The following is a 19,516-nucleotide window of genomic DNA, read 5'->3' as shown; positions in this document are numbered from 1 at the left end:
TGAACTTCACCCTGGACATGGGTAGATCACCTGGTTTCGGGTCTACGACCACGTACTCATTCGCCCTATTCAGACTCGCTTTCGCTACGGCTCCGTCTCATCGACTTAACCTTGCACGTAATCGTAACTCGCCGGTTCATTCTACAAAAGGCACGCTATCACCCATTAACGGGCTCTAACTACTTGTAGGCACACGGTTTCAGGATCTATTTCACTCCCCTTCCGGGGTGCTTTTCACCTTTCCCTCACGGTACTGGTTCACTATCGGTCACTAGGGAGTATTTAGCCTTGGGAGATGGTCCTCCCTGCTTCCGACGGGATTTCTCGTGTCCCGCCGTACTCAGGATCCACTCAGGAGGGAACGAAGTTTCAACTACAGGGTTTTTACCTTCTATGACGGACCTTTCCAGGTCGCTTCATTTACCCCGTTCCTTTGTAACTCCATGTTGAGTGTCCTACAACCCCAAGAGGCAAGCCTCTTGGTTTGGGCTAATTCCGTTTCGCTCGCCGCTACTCAGGAAATCGCATTTGCTTTCTCTTCCTCCGGGTACTAAGATGTTTCAGTTCCCCGGGTCTGCCTTCCATACCCTATGTATTCAGATAAGGATACTGTTCCATTACGAACAGTGGGTTTCCCCATTCGGAAATCTCCGGATCAAAGCTTACTTACAGCTCCCCGAAGCATATCGGTGTTAGTCCCGTCCTTCATCGGCTCCTAGTGCCAAGGCATCCACCGTGCGCCCTTAATAACTTAACCGTTGACCAATATGGTCATGTGTCGATATCAGCGATGATATCTATAAAGAAAATTACTAAGATGAACGATATTCTGTGAATATCTTGATATTAGTTACATTATCTAGTTTTCAAGGAACAACGATGACAATTCGCAAGAATTTGTCTATTGGTGGAGCCTAGCGGGATCGAACCGCTGACCTCCTGCGTGCAAAGCAGGCGCTCTCCCAGCTGAGCTAAGGCCCCATAAAAGTTCTATAATTAAAAAATGGTGGGCCTAAGTGGACTCGAACCACCGACCTCACGCTTATCAGGCGTGCGCTCTAACCAGCTGAGCTATAGGCCCCGACTATCTATGAGAGAGATCTCTCAAAACTAAACAAAACAACAAGCGTACATTCCTTAGAAAGGAGGTGATCCAGCCGCACCTTCCGATACGGCTACCTTGTTACGACTTCACCCCAATCATCTGTCCCACCTTAGGCGGCTGGCTCCAAAAGGTTACCCCACCGACTTCGGGTGTTACAAACTCTCGTGGTGTGACGGGCGGTGTGTACAAGGCCCGGGAACGTATTCACCGCGGCATGCTGATCCGCGATTACTAGCGATTCCGGCTTCATGCAGGCGAGTTGCAGCCTGCAATCCGAACTGAGAACGGTTTTATGGGATTGGCTCGACCTCGCGGTTTTGCTGCCCTTTGTACCGTCCATTGTAGCACGTGTGTAGCCCAGGTCATAAGGGGCATGATGATTTGACGTCATCCCCACCTTCCTCCGGTTTGTCACCGGCAGTCACCTTAGAGTGCCCAACTGAATGCTGGCAACTAAGATCAAGGGTTGCGCTCGTTGCGGGACTTAACCCAACATCTCACGACACGAGCTGACGACAACCATGCACCACCTGTCACTCTGTCCCCCGAAGGGGAACGTCCTATCTCTAGGAGTGTCAGAGGATGTCAAGACCTGGTAAGGTTCTTCGCGTTGCTTCGAATTAAACCACATGCTCCACCGCTTGTGCGGGCCCCCGTCAATTCCTTTGAGTTTCAGTCTTGCGACCGTACTCCCCAGGCGGAGTGCTTAATGCGTTAGCTGCAGCACTAAAGGGCGGAAACCCTCTAACACTTAGCACTCATCGTTTACGGCGTGGACTACCAGGGTATCTAATCCTGTTTGCTCCCCACGCTTTCGCGCCTCAGTGTCAGTTACAGACCAGAAAGTCGCCTTCGCCACTGGTGTTCCTCCAAATCTCTACGCATTTCACCGCTACACTTGGAATTCCACTTTCCTCTTCTGCACTCAAGTCCCCCAGTTTCCAATGACCCTCCACGGTTGAGCCGTGGGCTTTCACATCAGACTTAAAGGACCACCTGCGCGCGCTTTACGCCCAATAATTCCGGACAACGCTTGCCACCTACGTATTACCGCGGCTGCTGGCACGTAGTTAGCCGTGGCTTTCTGGTTAGGTACCGTCAAGGTGCGAGCAGTTACTCTCGCACTTGTTCTTCCCTAACAACAGAGCTTTACGACCCGAAGGCCTTCATCGCTCACGCGGCGTTGCTCCATCAGACTTTCGTCCATTGTGGAAGATTCCCTACTGCTGCCTCCCGTAGGAGTCTGGGCCGTGTCTCAGTCCCAGTGTGGCCGATCACCCTCTCAGGTCGGCTACGCATCGTCGCCTTGGTGAGCCGTTACCTCACCAACTAGCTAATGCGCCGCGGGCCCATCTGTAAGTGATAGCCGAAACCATCTTTCAACAAAGAACCAGGAGGTTCTTTATATTATCCGGTATTAGCTCCGGTTTCCCGAAGTTATCCCAGTCTTACAGGCAGGTTGCCCACGTGTTACTCACCCGTCCGCCGCTGACCTTTCAAAAGCAAGCTTTTAAAAGGTCCGCTCGACTTGCATGTATTAGGCACGCCGCCAGCGTTCGTCCTGAGCCAGGATCAAACTCTCCAATAAAGAGTCTGAGCTTTTGCTCAAAATTTGCTAGCTTGTGTTTACTTAAATCATTTTGTCGTGTTCCGTAGAACCGACGTTATGACGCTGTTGTTTTGTTTAGTTTTCAAAGAACTCTTTTTTGTCGTTCTCTCGAAGCGACTTTATTATCTTACCACACACTTCCGAATGGAGTCAACAACTTTTTAAAAGTTTTTTAAAGCCATGTAATCGGTCGTTTGTGACAACGAAATCTAATATACCATTTTAAATAAAGGGAAGTCAATTATAAAAATAAAAAAACCCTCTTTTTTTTCGGAGGGCAACAGTCCTGGTATGTTGATCTTAAAACGGCACAGAAAAAACCGCGGAAATCTTCTCTTCTTATAATATATACATTTGAATGATCACCAACGAAATAACGCCTGGTATTCCGAGCAGACCTGAGACTGCTGCGGTAGCAGGATTAATTGGCACGTGAATCCCCATGGAGTTTCCGAATACATTTAAAAAGAATAAAAAGAGTGCGCCAATCATTACTTTTATTAGCGCCTGTCCTGCAACGCGCAACGGTTTGATAGGCGTCCCCACCAACAGTACCAGCAGAATCAGCCCGCATATCAATCCTATTACAAGTAACGGTTCCATTATATCCACTTCCTTTGCCAGCTTGTACTAAACTATATGAATGACGGTTCCAATTAAGAACTTGTTGCTTAAATAAGAGATAGGAACGCACAAAAAAAGCAGCTAAGGAAACCCCTAGCTACTTTTTTACCATGCGAGTACGGACTTCCCTTAATAGGAAGAGGTACTTTGCTTCTGCAATTTTCAGTTGGCAGATGACTTCTTCTGAAGGATCCACGCTTTTATCTACCAAACTTTTTTGTTTGGACCAGCGATTCTTACAGTCTTCGGTTGTTTCCATCAATTTGGCATCATATTGTTTTTTTAAGCGGTCTTTTTTTCGAAAAAACATAGGTTATGATAACCCCTTTGTCTGAGATCATGGATCGTTTTTTTACATCTAACTTATATTTCCCTTCTTCCTTCAAGGGCCTTGGATAACGTTACTTCATCTGCATATTCTAGATCTCCTCCAACTGGAAGTCCATGAGCAATACGGGTCATTTTTATTCCCGATGGCTTTAATAATCTAGAAATATACATAGCTGTTGCTTCGCCTTCAATATTGGGGTTGGTTGCAAGGATGAGTTCTTGCACTTCATCGTCTTGCAATCGTTTAATAAGTTCAGGGATTTTGATATCCTCCGGGCCGATCCCATCCATTGGGGATATGGCTCCGTGAAGGACATGATAGAGGCCGTTATAGTCCCGCATCTTTTCCATCGCGATAACATCTTTTGTTTCCTGTACTATACAAATAATCGTTCTGTCTCTTCTATTGTCCTCGCAAATATAGCAAGGATCCTTATCGGTGATATGTCCGCAGACAGAACAATAGGAAAGGTTTCTCTTTGCGTTCACCAGTGCTTTTGCAAAGTCCAATACGGTATCTTCTTTCATATTAAGTACGAAAAAAGCCAGACGAGCGGCCGTTTTCGGGCCGATACCTGGCAATTTCATAAAGCTGTCGATCAGCTTTGATATAGGCTCAGGATAATGCATAAAGGTCCTCCTAGAATAGTCCTGGCATGTTTAACCCTTTAGTGAACTGGCCCATTGTATCGTTTGTCAGCTCTTCCATTTTCTTAAGGGCATCGTTTGTTGCGGCAAGAACTAAGTCTTGTAGCATTTCGATATCTTCCGGGTCTACTACTTCTTCTTTAATATTCACTTCAATGATTTCTTTTTGACCATTCACTACAACCGTAACCATTCCGCCGCCAGCTGTACCTTCGATTGTCTTTTCAGCTAGCTCTTCCTGTGCTTTAGCCATATCCTTTTGCATCTTTTGCATTTGTTTCATCATTTTTTGCATGTTACCCATTCCGCCGCCACGCATCATAATAAATTCCTCCTAAAATTAATTAATTGTTTGTTTATTAATCTTTAATTTCTACAAGATCGGGACCGACAAGTTTCTTCGCTTCTTCGATGAATGGGTCATTTTGTGATTCATTGCCCTCGTCATCGTTTTTTTGCCCGCGAATAAAGCTTTCTCGGATTTTCAGCCATTCTTCTTCGGGAACGGCCAGCATGTCATATGATTTACCGGTAAGGTCTAGAATGATTTGCTCTAAGTTTTGCTTAACCGGTTCATCTGAAGCCATCTTGCAATGTATTTCATATTTAAACTTTAACACAAAAGCACTGTTTGCTGCAGCTACAGGTTCACTGTCGGTCAATAATGCAGCATGGGAAACCCTATTCTGCTTACGAAGCGCCTCCAGTAACTGTGCCCAGCTGCCTTTGATGCTTTCTAGATCTCCCCTTGTTGCTTGCTTTAGCACTTCATGGATTCGACCTGTTGCAGGTTTGAAACCATTTCTGGTGCCACCGCTACTTCTTGCAGGAGCTTTGCTTGGTGCATTTGCATTTGGTGCTCCTCCTGCATTTCCTGCGGCAAGCTCCTTCACTTTGCTCTCAAGCATCGCGATTTTCTTTTGTAAAAGGTCGACCTGGTCTTGATTCGCTGATTCTTTAACAGAGGCTTCAAGTTGACAAAGCTTCACGATCGCCACTTCCAGGTAAATCCGCGGATGGTTCGTCCACTTCATTTCTTGTTGGCTTTTATTCAGAATATCAATCGTCTCATAGATGGTCTCTGCAGGAATTTCCTCCGCAAACTGTTGAAAGGCTTCATCCACCTGAACCCTGTCCAAAATTTGTTCCAGATTTGGTGCTGTTTTATATAGAAGCATATCACGGTAATAAAAGATGAGATCTTCCAAAAAACGTGCAGGGTCTTTACCTAATTGAAATACCTGATTCAGAGAATCGAGCGCTTCGGCCACATTTTTGTGATGCAGGCCGTTTACGATATCTGTCATGAAACTTTGCGAGACAGATCCTGTAATGGCAAGTGCATCTTGCACGGTTAAACTGCCGCTGCTGAAGGAGATTGCCTGATCCATCAAACTGAGGGCATCCCGCATTCCACCTTCTGCCGCTCGTGCAATAATGGCGAGAGCATGTGGATCTGCTTCTATTTCTTGCGCTTGCAGCACAGTAGAAAGCCTTCCGACAATTGACTCACCTGTTATCCGCTTAAAATCAAAACGCTGACACCGAGAGATGATGGTTAGCGGGATCTTATGGGGTTCGGTTGTAGCCAATATAAAGATCACGTGCTTCGGAGGTTCTTCCAACGTTTTAAGTAACGCATTGAATGCACCGATAGAGAGCATATGTACTTCATCTATAATATAAACTTTATATTTAACAGAGCTTGGAGCATATTTGACTTTGTCCCGGATGTCCCGAATCTCGTCTACTCCATTGTTGGAAGCTGCATCGATTTCCATGACATCTGAAATGGAACCGTCTGTTATTCCTTTACAGGCAGAGCATTCATTACAGGGTTCCGCAACTGGTGCATGTTCGCAGTTTACTGCTTTTGCTAAAATTTTTGCCGCACTTGTTTTTCCTGTTCCTCTTGGACCGGAGAACAAGTAGGCGTGAGAAAACTTTTGTTGAAGCAGGGCGTTTTGTAAGGTTTTGGTTATATGTTCTTGTCCCACGACATCTGCAAATGTCTGGGGTCTAAAAACACGATATAAAGCTTGATATGCCACCAATATGCCCTCCTTCTTTTTTATCCTCTTTCATTATACCGTATGGCTTGTGGAAAATAAAATGTTTGTTCCATGTCTATCATTATAAATTGACTCTATAGTTCGACCGTTCCTTGCCGCTGCAGGCACTCGCTTTCCTCGGGGCGGTGCTTGAGCCTCCTCGGCTTAGCCTATGGGGTCTCAACCTACCGCTACCTCCCGCCGGAGTCGAGTGCTTTCCGCTCCAATCCACTAGTCTGTTTAACATTTTAAATATGAAAAAACTCACTCCGGAAACCGAAGTGAGTTTGAACTGTATTATTAAACTGCCGTGCACCTTCTGTCGATTAGTCACCATAAGCGTTACTCAAGCAGTTAGCTCGACCCAGGCAACCCTGCGGCACATGAGAGAGTCCGCTTAATGCTGCTTCCTTCCGGACCTGACATGGTTCACGGGTTCCCATTGCGCAGGACCCAGGTGTCAACACCACTTACTTGAGGCAGACCCTACAGTCTACTAACCTCGAGAAGGGATTCAGCCTCGCTAGAGCGGATTGCGAGTTCAGGGCACCGCTACCTCCCCGCTTAGCACGACAAAATTAAAACCATAAGTTGGTTGCGTGATTACCTCGACGCATAATTTAGTATAAATGGTAAGTGGGAAAAATGCAACCGTGTACTACTGTAAATTATTAGGAGCTAGATTCCTCAATTGTTGTTTCTTCTCTTTTTTCTGCTGACGAAGCCTCCTGAAGAAGGCAGACAGCAGCTCCCCGCATTCTTCTTCCATTATACCATGTACGACTTCCGTCTGGTGATTAAATCGTGGATCTTGCAAGATATTCATCAGTGTACCCGCACAGCCCGCTTTCGGGTCTTTAGCGCCATATACAACTTTCTTAATCCGAGATTGGATGATTGCGCCTGCACACATTGGGCAAGGCTCCAACGTTACATAAAGGATAGCTTCTTCTAATCTCCATGTTTGCAAAGCTTCACACGCTTGATCAATCACCAGTATTTCTGCATGTGTGATAGACCTTTGTGTGGTTTCCCGGAGATTATATCCCTTCGCAATCACTTTTCCATCATGCACAAGGACGGCACCGATAGGCACTTCCCTCAATTCCTCCGCCTTTTTCGCCTCTTCTATTGCCAACATCATAAAATGTTCATCTTGCATTTTGGACCTTCCCCTTCTTTTCCTTGCATATTTATATTCTCCACCTCTTTTCCATAGACTAATCTCTACGAGGTGATTTTACATAATGAAACAGACCGCTCTTCTTATTATTGATATAATTAATGATTTTCAATTTAAGCACGGAAGCATCCTGGCAGAGAAAACAACTCGAATTGTCCCGAATATTGAAGCAATCAAGAAGTACATGCACAAGGAAGGACTCCCCGTTATCTATATTAATGACCATTATAACTTATGGCAGGCCGATTACGATAAAATCATGGAGAAATGCCGCAACGAATGGAGTGAACCGATTATGAAAGCTTTGTACCCCACGGGCGATGACTTCTTCCTAATTAAACCGAAGCATTCCGCTTTTTTCGGAACGGCACTTCATACCCTGCTCTCCCAGTTAAACGTCAAAAAACTAATCCTAACAGGGCTTGCAGGGAATATTTGTGTTCTTTTTACGGCAAACGATGCTTACATGCGGGAATTTGAATTAGTTATCCCGAATGATGCCATTGCTTCTGCAGATGATCAAGATCATACATATGCATTGCGTATGATGGAGAACGTGCTGAAGGCAGATGTCAGTCCAACAGCAAAGATACTAAATCAACAGTAAGATTGGTTGCATGAATCCCCTCGTCCGTTCATACATTGGTAAAGGATAATGAATAGGAGGGACGAACCATGCAAATACATGTCGTAAGCCAAGGCCAGACGCTGAGCAGGATTGCACAGGCATACGCCACAACTCCGCAGGATATTATAGAAGCAAACGATCTTCCCAATCCCGATAGGCTCGTAGTCGGCCAGGCACTGGTGATCCCCATTGTGGGGCGTTTTTATTTTGTCCAGCAAGGAGATACGATTTTTTCCATAGCTAGAAGGTACAACACCACACCTGAACAGCTGATTGAAATAAACCAATTAAATCCTGCCGCCCCACTACGTGTAGGACTGCGTCTATATATACCTCCACAACCTAAACGGGAAGCGGAGATAAATGCGTATGTGGAGCCTCGCGGAGATACGGTATCACAAGAGCTACAGCAAAGCTCGCGCAATGCCGCTCCATACTTAACATATCTCGCACCATTCAGCTTTCAAGTGCTGCGGGACGGGTCATTAAAGGAACCGCCGCTGACCAATCTTCCTGCCATCGCTGCGGAAGATAACGTCACCTTAATGATGGTGCTCACCAATTTAGAAGAAGACGGGTTCAGCGACGAACTCGGCCGCATCATCCTGACAGACATGCAAGTTCAAAATAAATTTCTTGATAACGTCGTGGCAACTGCCAAAAAATATAACTTTAAAGATATTCATTTTGACTTTGAATATCTCCGTCCGGCAGACAAGGAAGCATACAACACGTTTCTACGTAAGGCACGGGACCGTTTTAAAAATGAAGGCTGGCTTATCTCTACCGCCCTTGCCCCAAAAACAAAGGCCGACCAAAAAGGAAAGTGGTATGAGGCTCATGACTACAAAGCACATGGAGAAATTGTTGATTTTGTGGTCATCATGACATATGAGTGGGGATATAGCGGAGGTCCACCTATGGCAGTCTCTCCAATCGGCCCTGTTCGCGAAGTACTAGAGTATGCCATCACCGAAATGCCCAGTGAAAAAATAATGATGGGCCAAAATTTATACGGCTATGACTGGACGCTGCCCTTTGTCCAAGGAGGAGAATTCGCCAAAGCAATAAGCCCACAGGCAGCCATTGAACTTGCAGCCAACAATAATGTAGCCATTTCTTACGATGAAGAGGCACAAGCTCCTCACTTTAACTATAACAAGGACGGCAAAGAGCATGAGGTCTGGTTTGAAGACGCGCGATCCATACAGGCAAAATTTGACCTCATCAAAGAACTTAACTTACGTGGAATCAGCTATTGGAAGCTTGGCCTGCCTTTCCCGCAAAACTGGCTTCTGATCACCGATAACTTCAATGTCGTAAAAAACCCAACCGAGCGTTACTATTACTACTAAGGACTGGGTCCCCCCAGTCCTTAAATATTTTACGTAGTAACCAAGTTGATCGTAGTGGAAGGCGTGCGCAGACGCTCGCAGGCAAGCGAAGCGCCTGAAAAGGAGATTGACCATTACATCTACTCCTGAACCTCCTTCAAATAGTTCCTCCACAACCCATATATCTATGATAAAATGTTAATTGTCTGTAAAAATATTGATGTAGTCATACGCTTATAAAGGGGGCATCCTGGTGCAAGCAACACCATTTATAACAGTTGAAGGACCCATTGGTGTTGGAAAGACCTCACTTGCAAAAAGAATTGCAGAAGAGTTCCAATATCAATTATTAAAAGAAATAGTAGACGAAAATCCTTTCCTCGGAAAATTCTATGAAAACATCGACGAGTGGAGCTTTCAAACGGAAATGTTTTTCCTATGCAATAGATACAAACAACTCGAAGACATTGATCAGCACCACCTAATGAAACACAAACCAGTAGTAGCGGATTATCATATCCTGAAAAACCTTATTTTCGCTAAACGCACTCTGAAGGACAAGCAGTATGATAAATACCTTAAAATATACGATACTTTAACAGAAGACATGCCAAAACCTAATGTCATCATTTATTTAAATGCAAGTCTGGACACGCTACTAACAAGAATTGAAAAGCGTGGACGCGATATCGAAAAGAAAATAGATCCACTTTACCTTCAACAGCTAAGCCTTGACTATGATGAAGAAATGGATCGCCTCGAAGAACAATACCCCTCCCTGCCGATCCTTCGCTTTAGCGGAGACGAGGTTGACTTTGTACAACGAGAAGAAGATCTACAGCGTATCTTCCAACAGCTGAAAGATACCTTGAATAAAGGAGTTAACGTGTAATGAACTTACGTCAAAAATACGGCATCCCCTCCAATGCAGTAATCACCATTGCCGGGACAGTGGGAGTCGGTAAATCTACGATGACGAATGCATTGGCGAATGCCCTTGGATTCCGTACATCTTTTGAAAAAGTAGACACCAATCCATACCTGGATAAATTTTATGCTGATTTTGAGCGATGGAGCTTCCATTTGCAAATTTACTTTCTGGCAGAGCGTTTCAAAGACCAGAAGAAAATCTTTGAATACGGCGGCGGCTTTATTCAAGACCGTTCCATTTACGAAGACACTGGTATTTTCGCCAACATGCATTATGAAAAAGGAACGATGACACAGGTCGACTATGACACGTACACCAGTTTGTTTGAAGCAATGGTGATGACACCTTACTTCCCTCATCCAGATCTTTTAATATATCTAGAAGGAAGCCTAGATGATATCCTTGGCCGCATCCAAGAACGAGGACGTCCAATGGAACAGCAGACTCCTATTTCTTACTGGGAGGAAATGCACGAGCGTTACGAAAGATGGATCAACAACTTCCATGCGTGCCCGGTACTTCGCTTAAATATCAACGAGTATGACGTGCTTAGCAATTCCGATTCAGTCGAACCAATCATCGAAAAGATTTCCCACCACATGAAACAATCACAGTTATTGAAAAAATAATGGGATACAACAAAAAGACCGAGGCCATTGCCCCGGTCTTTTTTATATATAAAGGTAACGCAAATCAAGTTATAACATTTCACAAAAAAAATAAGCTACCCCAGACGGGCAGCTTACAGATTGCCAAAAAGATGACGTCGCTTCATCTCAGGCAATAAAAAAGTCGTTACTTCTCCATAATGTAACGAACATACTCCAGTTTATGCGCTATCGGTAAAACATTCTTTAATATCAATGGAGGAGGAAGAGGGATTCGAACCCCCGCGGGCTTTGACACCCCTGTCGGTTTTCAAGACCGATCCCTTCAGCCAGACTTGGGTATTCCTCCGTATGACATAGACTAATATATCATATTCTCAAAAGTGATGTCAACATGATATAACAAAAGGATAGAGATTTTTCTCCCTATCCTCCCATTGTTCACTATTTAGTCAAAATTTCTTTCCCACCCATATACGGACGCAATACTTCCGGAATGATGACGGAACCATCTTCTTGTTGGTAGTTTTCCATGATTGCCGCTACTGTACGTCCAACCGCAAGTCCAGATCCATTCAGCGTATGCACATGCTCCGGCTTTGCTTTCGGATCGCGACGGAAACGGATGCCTGCACGACGTGCCTGGAAGCTCTCGAAATTACTGCAAGAAGAGATTTCACGGTAGGTTTCCTGACTTGGAATCCATACTTCGATGTCATATTTCTTAGCTGCAGTAAACCCTAGATCCGCTGTACACATGCTTAACACGCGGTATGGAAGCCCAAGCAGTTGCAACACTTTCTCCGCATTTCCAGTTAGTTTCTCCAACTCTTCATAAGACTCTTCCGGCTTCACAAACTTCACAAGCTCCACTTTATTGAATTGATGCTGACGGATCAATCCGCGAGTATCACGGCCTGCAGATCCAGCCTCAGAACGGAAGCAAGCACTGAATGCCGCATAATTGATTGGTAATTGCTCGCCGCTTAAGATTTCGTCACGGTGCATGTTCGTAATCGGAACTTCCGCAGTTGGTACCAGGAAGTAATCTTCTTTTTCAATCAAGAAAGCATCTTCTTCAAATTTAGGAAGCTGCCCCGTACCAGTCATGCTCGCACGGTTTACCAAGTATGGTGGTAACACTTCAGTGTAGCCATGCTCATCTACATGTAGATCTAACATAAAGTTGAACAATGCCCGCTCAAGTCTTGCACCCAGGCCTCTGTAGAATACAAAACGGCTGCCTGTTACTTTACCAGCACGTTCAAAATCTAAGATGCCAAGGTCATCCGCGATATCCCAATGCGCTTTCGCTTCAAATCCAAAGGTTGGAACCTCTCCCCATTTACGAACCTCTATATTATCATCCTCTGTTTCTCCAACAGGAACACTTTCATGAGGGATGTTAGGGATAGACAGTAGCAGTAGTTCAAGTGCTTCCTCTACTCCTCTTAACTCATCATCGAATTCTTTTACTTTATCTCCCACTTCACGCATTTCCTTGATCAGGTGGTCCGCATCCTGCTTTTCACGTTTCATGACAGCAATTTGTTGAGAAACCTCATTACGCTTACTTTTCAACTGTTCTGTTTGTACAAGAAGGTCCCTTCTTTTTGCATCCAGCTCTTCAAAGCGGTCCAAATCAGAAAGATCTTCCCCTCTATGCACAAGCTTACCCTTAATCTCCTCAAAATTCGCACGCAATAACTTCAAATCCAACATGGTTTATTCCTCCTTTTTTTGAACACAAAAAACCCCCGTCCCCTAATAGGGACGAGAGTTAAATTCCCGTGTTGCCACCCTTGTTGAAAAAGACCAAACGCCTTCTCCCACTTCATTCGATAACGGTAATAATCTTACCGATTTGACTTACTATGCCTACTAAAGGCAATTCGGCCAAGTGCTCAAGGATGGATTCACAAGTGTCATACATCGGTTCTCACCAGCCACCGACTCTCTAAAAGTATGTGCAGCCTGCTACTTTTTCCTATCAACGCTTTAACAATATTTTCTTATTAGATAATCTACTACAAGTTTCTCATACTTGCAATAGTTTTATACCCAAATTTATTTGGACTCTTTCACCATATTAACAAAATACTGTGTTATACGGTGGTCATCCGTCAATTCTGGGTGGAACGAACAACCCAAGAACTGTCCTTGACGAGCAGCTACGATACGGCCGTTATGCTTACACAAGACCTCAACCTCTTCTCCCACTTCCACAATATGCGGAGCACGGATGAATACACCGACGAAATCTTCTGCTATCCCTGCAATATCTAGTTCTGCTTCAAAGCTGTCCACCTGTCGTCCAAATGAGTTACGCTCCACCTTCGCATCCATAAATGCTAAGTGAGGCTCATCATAACCGACAATTTCATTTGCAATCAAAATCAGGCCGGCACATGTACCAAAGACAGGCTTGCCGTTTGCACCGAATTCGCGTAATGGCTCCAAGAATGAATACTTATCAATCAGGCGACGCATTGTCGTGCTTTCGCCTCCCGGTATGATCAGTCCGTCAATTTCAGAAAGCTGTTCTGCTTTTTTTACTATAATTGCTTCTGCTCCAGATGCTTCGATGGATCTAACATGCTCCCGAACCGCACCTTGAAGTCCTAAGACCCCGACTTTCACCATACGTTAAAACTCCTTTACTTACCAGCCACGCTCTTGCATGCGATTTTCAGGTAATAGTGTAGAAATTTCGATGCCTTTCATCGCTGTACCCAATCCTTTGGACAGGCTTGCAATTAGTTCATAATCTTGGTAATGAGTAGTCGCTTCCACGATTGCACGAGCAAATTTAGCAGGGTTTTCGGATTTGAAGATACCAGATCCTACAAATACCCCATCAGAACCCAATTGCATCATTAACGCTGCATCAGCTGGAGTTGCAATTCCGCCTGCTGCAAAGTTTACTACCGGAAGTTTGCCAGCACGCTTGATTTCAAGAAGCAGTTCAAAAGGTGCTCCTAAAAGCTTAGCTTCTGTCATCAACTCATCTTCGTTCATTCCTACCACCTTGCGAACCTGTGCGTTCACTTTACGGATGTGACGAACCGCTTCTACGATGTTTCCAGTTCCCGGCTCACCTTTTGTACGAAGCATAGATGCCCCTTCACCAATTCGGCGTGCAGCTTCTCCAAGATCACGGCAACCACAAACGAAAGGCACTTTGTATTGACGCTTGTCCAAGTGGTACTCCTCATCCGCTGGAGTCAATACTTCACTCTCATCGATGTAATCCACACCCATTGCTTCCAATACGCGAGCTTCTACGATATGGCCAATACGAGCTTTTGCCATTACCGGAATGGATACAGCTTTCATTACTTCTTCCACAATCGTTGGATCTGCCATGCGGGCAACTCCGCCAGCTGCACGGATATCAGCAGGAACACGCTCTAATGCCATTACAGCAACTGCACCAGCTTCTTCTGCAATTCTTGCCTGCTCAGCATTGACAACGTCCATGATAACGCCGCCTTTTTGCATTTCCGCCATTCCACGTTTTACACGATCTGTACCTGTTTGATGTGTCATCGATAAGTCCCCCTATATGTATAAAATATTTTTTTCATAAAATGGAGCAAGTCCATATAATTTACTAACACGTTCTTTATTTTACCTTAAATTTTAGAAAAATCCTAATAAAATATCGAAAGATTACCCTGCCACTATTTAGAAAGATTCGGCTTTTAAGAAACCTTTCTACTTCGTGTAGTATTTCCTTTGGAAACGAATATACCCAAAAGTCATCTATACAGAAAATGCTTGAAAGTCCATCCTTGCAAAGATGGGCCTTCAAGCATTTTCATTCACTATTAAAATAGACCCTTAACTGCTCCAGCTACAGTGGACCAAAGATCTGCAAAGAATCCGCCAACGGCACGCATGGATAATACGAACCAGTTTGCTTTTTCCACGCCTTCTTTCGTAACCAACTCTACTGTAGCACCATCTTGATCGTTACCGAAAAGGTAGCCATAATCTTGGCCGCCTTCTTGAGCCACTCTCATCACACCAACGCTGTCTCCCTCTTTTACCGGAGCTGTCAATTCTCCTTCTTCATTCAGGAGCTTTTTGTTGATTTCAAATTCAGGTTTAAAGTTATCTTTATTTCCATCTTTGACAAGTGTCTTGAATGGTTCTTTTGTATGAATTTCTACACTGTCTTCTTTCCCTTTTGTTACAGGAAGGATAGACTCGCCTTCAATCTGGTAATCACCCGGGAATAATTCTTGTACAGAGTAACTACCAAATGCATGCGTCATTAATTTCTTCGTTTCAATAAAACGGGAAATCTCAGTAGAAACACCATCATCGTTTGTTGTGTTCATTACTACCGATATTACTCTCATTCCGTCTCTTTCAGCTGTACCGGTGAAGTTAAATCCAGCTGCATCTGTAGAACCAGTTTTTAATCCGTCAATTCCTTCAAATTGTACCTTTAACTCTTCTGTGAACAACATCTTATTCCAGTTAGGCATGTCAATCGCATCAGGAGTACCTTCTCTGAACACTTTGAATGGGATGCTTGCTGTATCTAAAATCTCAGGGTAATCAGTTAGTAAGCGGTGTGCCAATCTTGCCGTGTCCTTGGCTGAGAGAGTTGTCTCTTCATCTGCTGCAGTTCCCTCAGGATGCATTGGCACTCCACCTACTACAAGATCCTCATTGTTTAATCCTGTAGAGTTAACAAAATTATAGTTTTCTAATCCCATTTCTTCCGCTTTTGCATTCATCATTTCTACAAATTTTGTTTCCGAACCTGCAATAGCCTCGGCTAATGCGATCGTCGCTCCATTTGCAGAATAGATCGCCATCGCTTCATAAAGTTCTTTAATCGTGTAAGGTTCTTGCTTTCTCATTGGGACGTTGGAAAGCTCAGGATACTTTTGAGATACTGCTTGAGCATAGTCACTAAGAATCACTTCTTTTGACCAATCCAGCTTACCTTCTTCAATTGCTTCAAGTAGTAAGTATTCCGTCATCATCTTTGTCATACTTGCAACAGGAAGTGCTTCATCTACATTTTTCTGATAGATAATTTTCCCTGTACTAAACTCTATTAATATAGCAGCTTTCGCGTTTATATTCAGAAAATCATTTTCTTCCGCCTGAGCAGATTTACCAGGAAATATTGAAACCATAAGCGTAAGTACTAATAAACCGACAAACATTTGTTTAAAGCTTCTTTTCACCTTGTCTTACCTCCAGAATTTTTTCACATAGTCGTTATTTTATCACACTATGTCCAAAAAAAATAGACAGAGAAAGACCACTTCTTTCTCTGCCTAAGTATAAGTCTAAACTCCTATGACCACTTACTTAAACGGAATAGTTAGGAGATTCTTTTGTAATTTGTACATCATGAGGATGGCTTTCGCGTAACCCGGCACCTGTCATTTTTACAAATTGAGCATTCTCTCTTAATGCTTGCAAGTCTTGTGTACCGCAATACCCCATGCCGGACCGCAGACCGCCAACCATTTGGTAAATAGTATCAGCAACAGGCCCTTTATAAGGAATACGGCCTTCAATACCTTCAGGCACGAATTTTTTATTGTCTTCCTGGAAGTAACGGTCTTTACTTCCCTTTTCCATTGCACCGACAGACCCCATACCGCGGTACACTTTAAAGCGTCTGCCTTGGAAAATTTCAGTCTCTCCAGGGCTTTCTGATGTGCCGCCCAACATACTTCCGAGCATAACGGCATGTCCACCAGCAGCAAGTGCTTTTACAATGTCACCGGAATACTTAATTCCACCGTCTGCAATGACAGAAACTCCAAGTTTTCGTGCCTCTGTTGCACAATCATACACTGCTGTGATCTGCGGCACTCCTACACCTGCAACCACTCGGGTCGTACAAATGGAGCCCGGCCCGATGCCTACCTTCACGACGTTTGCCCCTGCTTCCACTAAATCACGTGTAGCTTCCGCTGTTGCAACATTACCTGCAATGATGTTTAGGTTCGGATATTTCTCTCTAATCTTTCTCACCGTATCAAGGACACCTTGAGAATGACCGTGTGCCGTATCCACTACAATAGCGTCCACACTTTTTTGTACTAGCTTCTCAACACGAAGCATTGTATCTCCCGTTACTCCTACAGCAGCACCTACAAGCAAACGCCCTTGGCCATCTTTAGCGGAGTGTGGGAATTCAATTACTTTCTCTATATCTTTTATGGTAATAAGGCCTTTTAAGACTCCAGCTTCATCTACAAGAGGGAGTTTTTCAATCTTGTACTTCTGCAAAATGCTTTCTGCTTCTTCTAGAGTAGTTCCTACTGAAGCAGTTACAAGGTTTTCTTTTGTCATGACATCTGAAATGGGAATCGAGAAGTCCTGTATAAATCGTAGATCACGGTTTGTCAGGATACCAACAAGCTTTAACTCTTCGTTGTTGTTGACGATAGGAACACCAGAAATTCTGTATTTACCCATCAGGTGCTCCGCATCGAACACTTGATGCTCAGGTGTTAAGAAAAACGGATCCGTAATAACGCCTCGTTCAGAACGCTTTACCTTATCCACTTGTTCTGCCTGCTGTTCAATAGACATATTCTTGTGAATAATCCCTAAGCCTCCCTGACGTGCCATCGCAATCGCCATCTCCGCTTCCGTCACTGTATCCATTCCGGCACTGATAATTGGAATGTTTAATTGCAAGGTTTCCGTCAACTTCACTTTCAAATCTACATCCCTTGGTAATACCTCAGACTTGGATGGAACCAAAAGAACATCATCAAATGTTAAGCCTTCTTTAGCAAATTTATTTTCCCACATGACAAAATTTTCCCCCTTCTTATTCTCGATAATATTTATAGTAGAGTATCAACTGGACAAAATACTGTCAAGGACAGTAACATAAGTTTATTTTTTCTAATTATTCTTACTATAATATTTTTCATGAGGACGTGTATTCATTGACAGCTCCATACTTGCATTTATTCTCCCCTTTTCAATCAGTTGAAACCGCACAGAAATTACTAAAGGCCAGTTATCAAAAACTACAAGTAGATCAATTTGAACAAAAAAGCTACAACAATGCGTACAGCTTCATTTACTATGTGGAACATGGACTGACTTATCTTCAGCAATCCAATATTACTCCCACATCCATAAAACCTGTGCTCATGTTTTACGGAATGGTGCAACTGATTAAAGCCTGTCTGCTAACGGTTGATCCGTCATACCCTGAATCCACGTCTGTTTTAGCTCATGGTGCTTCCACAAGAAAACGGAAAAAGCAAAGCTATGAATTTTTACAAGATGAAGTGAAGGTACAAAAAAACGGACTCTTTTCGCACTTTAGCGACAAAATGTTCCATGTGAAACAAATTGAAGGTACAAAGTTCTCCATGCGTGATTTGCTCTTCACCATTCCTGAACTGGAAACAAGCATTAAAATCACTAAAAATAAGACCCCCTTCCTAGCAGTCGGAAAGGTAGGAGATCCATTTATAAAAGTCCCGCAAACCATTCTAGATGATTACAAAATGACCAAAGACCGCTTCACCCAGTATTTTCAAAAGCAGACTTACTTTGTTTTCGATGCCGTGAAAGACGAGGCTCTCTTATTTAAGGCGTTAGAATACAACTCATCAGGCCATTACTCACCTTTATTGTACAACCATGAAAAAAACGCCTTATATATTCCAAGAAAAAAAGAACAATTAACCTTTTTCCCGGAAATACTTTCGCACTATCTGTTGTTATATAACTTAAGCATGATTTGCCGCTATGAAACAGAATGGTGGGGTGAGCTACTCCACACTTTTCACAGCAGCGACCTTTCGCTCATCAATCATTTTCTAAATGTCGCTTCTGTGAAAATTCCTTTTTATTTGCATGGGTACTTGCTGAGTGCGTTTGGAATTGATAGGGAGGCATAGGAGGTATGGGGGTGCGGAACTGGGCGGTATGCGGTATGGAGGGCAACTATGTAATTATGCATGTTAAACGGTGACAAAGTTGTCTCCGTTTCTTGTGTTTTTGCGGCGTTCCACCTTTACGATGCACCGTTCCGCCTCTACGATGACAGAACTCCCCCTATTCCAGCAAGTTTGGCACCGTTCCACCTCTACGATGACAGAACTCCCCCTATTCCAGCAAGTTTGGCACCGTTCCGCCTCTACGATGACAAAACTAGCTCTTTTTCCCCACAACTCTGTCATTGTTCTTGCTTTCTGCGTCTCCAAAAAGAATACACAAAAAAACCAGTGCAATAAGCACTGGTTTCCCATAAATTTGCCTGGCAACGTCCTACTCTCACAGGGGGAGATCCCCCAACTACCATCGGCGCTGAAGAGCTTAACTTCCGTGTTCGGGATGGGAACGGGTGTGGCCTCTTCGCCATCATTACCAGACATATTCAGTTGAAGGTTGATCCTTCAAAACTAGATAATGTGTTCATATCAAGACATTCATATCGTTCACTTATTTCGATA

The 19,516-nt window shown here is 43.9% G+C and carries 17 protein-coding genes, 3 tRNA genes, 3 rRNA genes, 1 other RNA gene and 1 other annotated feature (1 of these 25 only partly in view); of the genes, 5 read left to right on the top strand and 19 right to left on the bottom strand.

Annotated elements, in window-relative coordinates:
• The 11 genes from LG307_RS00180 to tadA form a co-directional block, all read right to left on the bottom strand.
• Nucleotides 1-757, bottom strand: a 23S ribosomal RNA gene (locus LG307_RS00180) (it extends 2,175 nt beyond the left edge of the window).
• A gap of 148 nt (nucleotides 758-905) precedes the next feature.
• Nucleotides 906-981: transfer RNA gene (locus LG307_RS00175), tRNA-Ala, on the bottom strand.
• A 23-nt stretch (nucleotides 982-1,004) separates the two neighbouring features.
• Nucleotides 1,005-1,081: transfer RNA gene (locus LG307_RS00170), tRNA-Ile, on the bottom strand.
• A gap of 60 nt (nucleotides 1,082-1,141) precedes the next feature.
• Nucleotides 1,142-2,693 (bottom strand): 16S ribosomal RNA (locus LG307_RS00165).
• Together the 16S and 23S rRNA genes with 2 tRNA genes alongside form the textbook arrangement of a ribosomal RNA operon.
• A 360-nt stretch (nucleotides 2,694-3,053) precedes the next feature.
• A complete protein-coding gene (locus LG307_RS00160; RefSeq protein ID WP_404446750.1) occupies nucleotides 3,054-3,317 on the bottom strand; it encodes a pro-sigmaK processing inhibitor BofA family protein in 264 nt (87 codons plus the stop codon).
• 118 nt (nucleotides 3,318-3,435) lie between these two features.
• On the bottom strand, nucleotides 3,436-3,648 hold the full coding sequence (locus LG307_RS00155; protein ID WP_404446747.1) for a YaaL family protein: 213 nt from the start codon (nucleotides 3,646-3,648) through the stop codon (nucleotides 3,436-3,438).
• A gap of 53 nt (nucleotides 3,649-3,701) precedes the next feature.
• Nucleotides 3,702-4,298 carry a recombination mediator RecR gene (recR, locus tag LG307_RS00150; protein WP_404446745.1) on the bottom strand — a complete coding sequence of 199 codons (597 nt, stop codon included), beginning with the start codon at nucleotides 4,296-4,298 and terminating at the stop codon, nucleotides 3,702-3,704.
• 10 nt (nucleotides 4,299-4,308) lie between these two features.
• Nucleotides 4,309-4,635 (bottom strand): YbaB/EbfC family nucleoid-associated protein, encoded by a 327-nt coding sequence (locus LG307_RS00145; RefSeq protein WP_404450338.1) that lies wholly within the window; start codon nucleotides 4,633-4,635, stop codon nucleotides 4,309-4,311.
• A 40-nt stretch (nucleotides 4,636-4,675) separates the two neighbouring features.
• Nucleotides 4,676-6,367 (bottom strand): DNA polymerase III subunit gamma/tau, encoded by a 1,692-nt coding sequence (gene dnaX, locus LG307_RS00140; RefSeq protein ID WP_404446742.1) that lies wholly within the window; start codon nucleotides 6,365-6,367, stop codon nucleotides 4,676-4,678.
• Between the two features lie 308 nt (nucleotides 6,368-6,675).
• An RNA gene (ffs, locus tag LG307_RS00135) (signal recognition particle sRNA large type) lies at nucleotides 6,676-6,940 on the bottom strand.
• A gap of 85 nt (nucleotides 6,941-7,025) precedes the next feature.
• A complete protein-coding gene (gene tadA / locus LG307_RS00130; RefSeq protein WP_404446739.1) occupies nucleotides 7,026-7,529 on the bottom strand; it encodes a tRNA adenosine(34) deaminase TadA in 504 nt (167 codons plus the stop codon).
• Nucleotides 7,530-7,614: 85 nt separating this feature from the next.
• Here tadA and LG307_RS00125 point away from each other — a divergent pair, with 85 nt between their 5' ends.
• The 4 genes from LG307_RS00125 (at nucleotide 7,615) to LG307_RS00110 (ending at nucleotide 11,072) form a co-directional block, all read left to right on the top strand.
• Nucleotides 7,615-8,157 carry a cysteine hydrolase family protein gene (locus LG307_RS00125; RefSeq protein ID WP_404446736.1) on the top strand — a complete coding sequence of 181 codons (543 nt, stop codon included), beginning with the start codon at nucleotides 7,615-7,617 and terminating at the stop codon, nucleotides 8,155-8,157.
• Between the two features lie 68 nt (nucleotides 8,158-8,225).
• Nucleotides 8,226-9,533: a glycosyl hydrolase family 18 protein gene (locus LG307_RS00120; RefSeq protein WP_404446733.1), complete on the top strand. Its 1,308-nt coding sequence runs from the start codon at nucleotides 8,226-8,228 to the stop codon at nucleotides 9,531-9,533.
• A 232-nt stretch (nucleotides 9,534-9,765) separates the two neighbouring features.
• Complete coding sequence (locus tag LG307_RS00115) at nucleotides 9,766-10,404, top strand: deoxynucleoside kinase (protein WP_404446731.1); 639 nt, start codon at nucleotides 9,766-9,768, stop codon at nucleotides 10,402-10,404.
• Nucleotides 10,404-11,072: a deoxynucleoside kinase gene (locus tag LG307_RS00110; protein WP_404446729.1), complete on the top strand. Its 669-nt coding sequence runs from the start codon at nucleotides 10,404-10,406 to the stop codon at nucleotides 11,070-11,072. Before LG307_RS00115 ends, LG307_RS00110 begins: the two co-directional genes overlap by 1 nt.
• A 235-nt stretch (nucleotides 11,073-11,307) precedes the next feature.
• Here LG307_RS00110 and LG307_RS00105 read toward each other — a convergent pair.
• The 6 genes from LG307_RS00105 to guaB all read right to left on the bottom strand — a co-directional run bounded on the left by LG307_RS00105 (nucleotide 11,308) and on the right by guaB (nucleotide 17,852).
• Nucleotides 11,308-11,400: transfer RNA gene (locus LG307_RS00105), tRNA-Ser, on the bottom strand.
• Between the two features lie 95 nt (nucleotides 11,401-11,495).
• Nucleotides 11,496-12,773, bottom strand: a complete 1,278-nt coding sequence (gene serS / locus LG307_RS00100) for a serine--tRNA ligase (RefSeq protein WP_404446726.1) — start codon at nucleotides 12,771-12,773, stop codon at nucleotides 11,496-11,498.
• 44 nt (nucleotides 12,774-12,817) lie between these two features.
• Nucleotides 12,818-13,054: a binding site (T-box leader), on the bottom strand.
• A 64-nt stretch (nucleotides 13,055-13,118) separates the two neighbouring features.
• Nucleotides 13,119-13,694 carry a pyridoxal 5'-phosphate synthase glutaminase subunit PdxT gene (gene pdxT / locus LG307_RS00095; protein ID WP_404446723.1) on the bottom strand — a complete coding sequence of 192 codons (576 nt, stop codon included), beginning with the start codon at nucleotides 13,692-13,694 and terminating at the stop codon, nucleotides 13,119-13,121.
• Nucleotides 13,695-13,712: 18 nt separating this feature from the next.
• Nucleotides 13,713-14,600, bottom strand: coding sequence for a pyridoxal 5'-phosphate synthase lyase subunit PdxS (gene pdxS / locus LG307_RS00090; protein ID WP_404446720.1), 888 nt, complete (start codon nucleotides 14,598-14,600; stop codon nucleotides 13,713-13,715).
• A gap of 281 nt (nucleotides 14,601-14,881) precedes the next feature.
• Nucleotides 14,882-16,261 carry a D-alanyl-D-alanine carboxypeptidase family protein gene (locus tag LG307_RS00085; protein WP_404446717.1) on the bottom strand — a complete coding sequence of 460 codons (1,380 nt, stop codon included), beginning with the start codon at nucleotides 16,259-16,261 and terminating at the stop codon, nucleotides 14,882-14,884.
• 127 nt (nucleotides 16,262-16,388) lie between these two features.
• A complete protein-coding gene (gene guaB, locus LG307_RS00080; protein ID WP_404446714.1) occupies nucleotides 16,389-17,852 on the bottom strand; it encodes an IMP dehydrogenase in 1,464 nt (487 codons plus the stop codon).
• A gap of 140 nt (nucleotides 17,853-17,992) precedes the next feature.
• Here guaB and LG307_RS00075 point away from each other — a divergent pair, with 140 nt between their 5' ends.
• A complete protein-coding gene (locus LG307_RS00075) occupies nucleotides 17,993-18,961 on the top strand; it encodes a YaaC family protein (protein ID WP_404446711.1) in 969 nt (322 codons plus the stop codon).
• A 63-nt stretch (nucleotides 18,962-19,024) separates the two neighbouring features.
• On the opposite strand, the gene LG307_RS00070 is transcribed toward LG307_RS00075, so the two are convergent.
• Nucleotides 19,025-19,243, bottom strand: a complete 219-nt coding sequence (locus LG307_RS00070; RefSeq protein ID WP_404446708.1) for a hypothetical protein — start codon at nucleotides 19,241-19,243, stop codon at nucleotides 19,025-19,027.
• A 75-nt stretch (nucleotides 19,244-19,318) separates the two neighbouring features.
• Nucleotides 19,319-19,435: ribosomal RNA gene (gene rrf, locus LG307_RS00065) — 5S ribosomal RNA — on the bottom strand.
• Between the last annotated feature and the right edge of the window lie 81 nt (nucleotides 19,436-19,516).

It is taken from the genome of Sutcliffiella horikoshii (genome assembly GCF_044809035.1).
GTDB classification, from domain to species: domain Bacteria; phylum Bacillota; class Bacilli; order Bacillales; family Bacillaceae_I; genus Sutcliffiella_A; species Sutcliffiella_A horikoshii_G.
The sequence above is the reverse complement of the archived record's forward strand: the minus strand, read 5'-3'. Positions and strand labels throughout refer to the sequence as shown.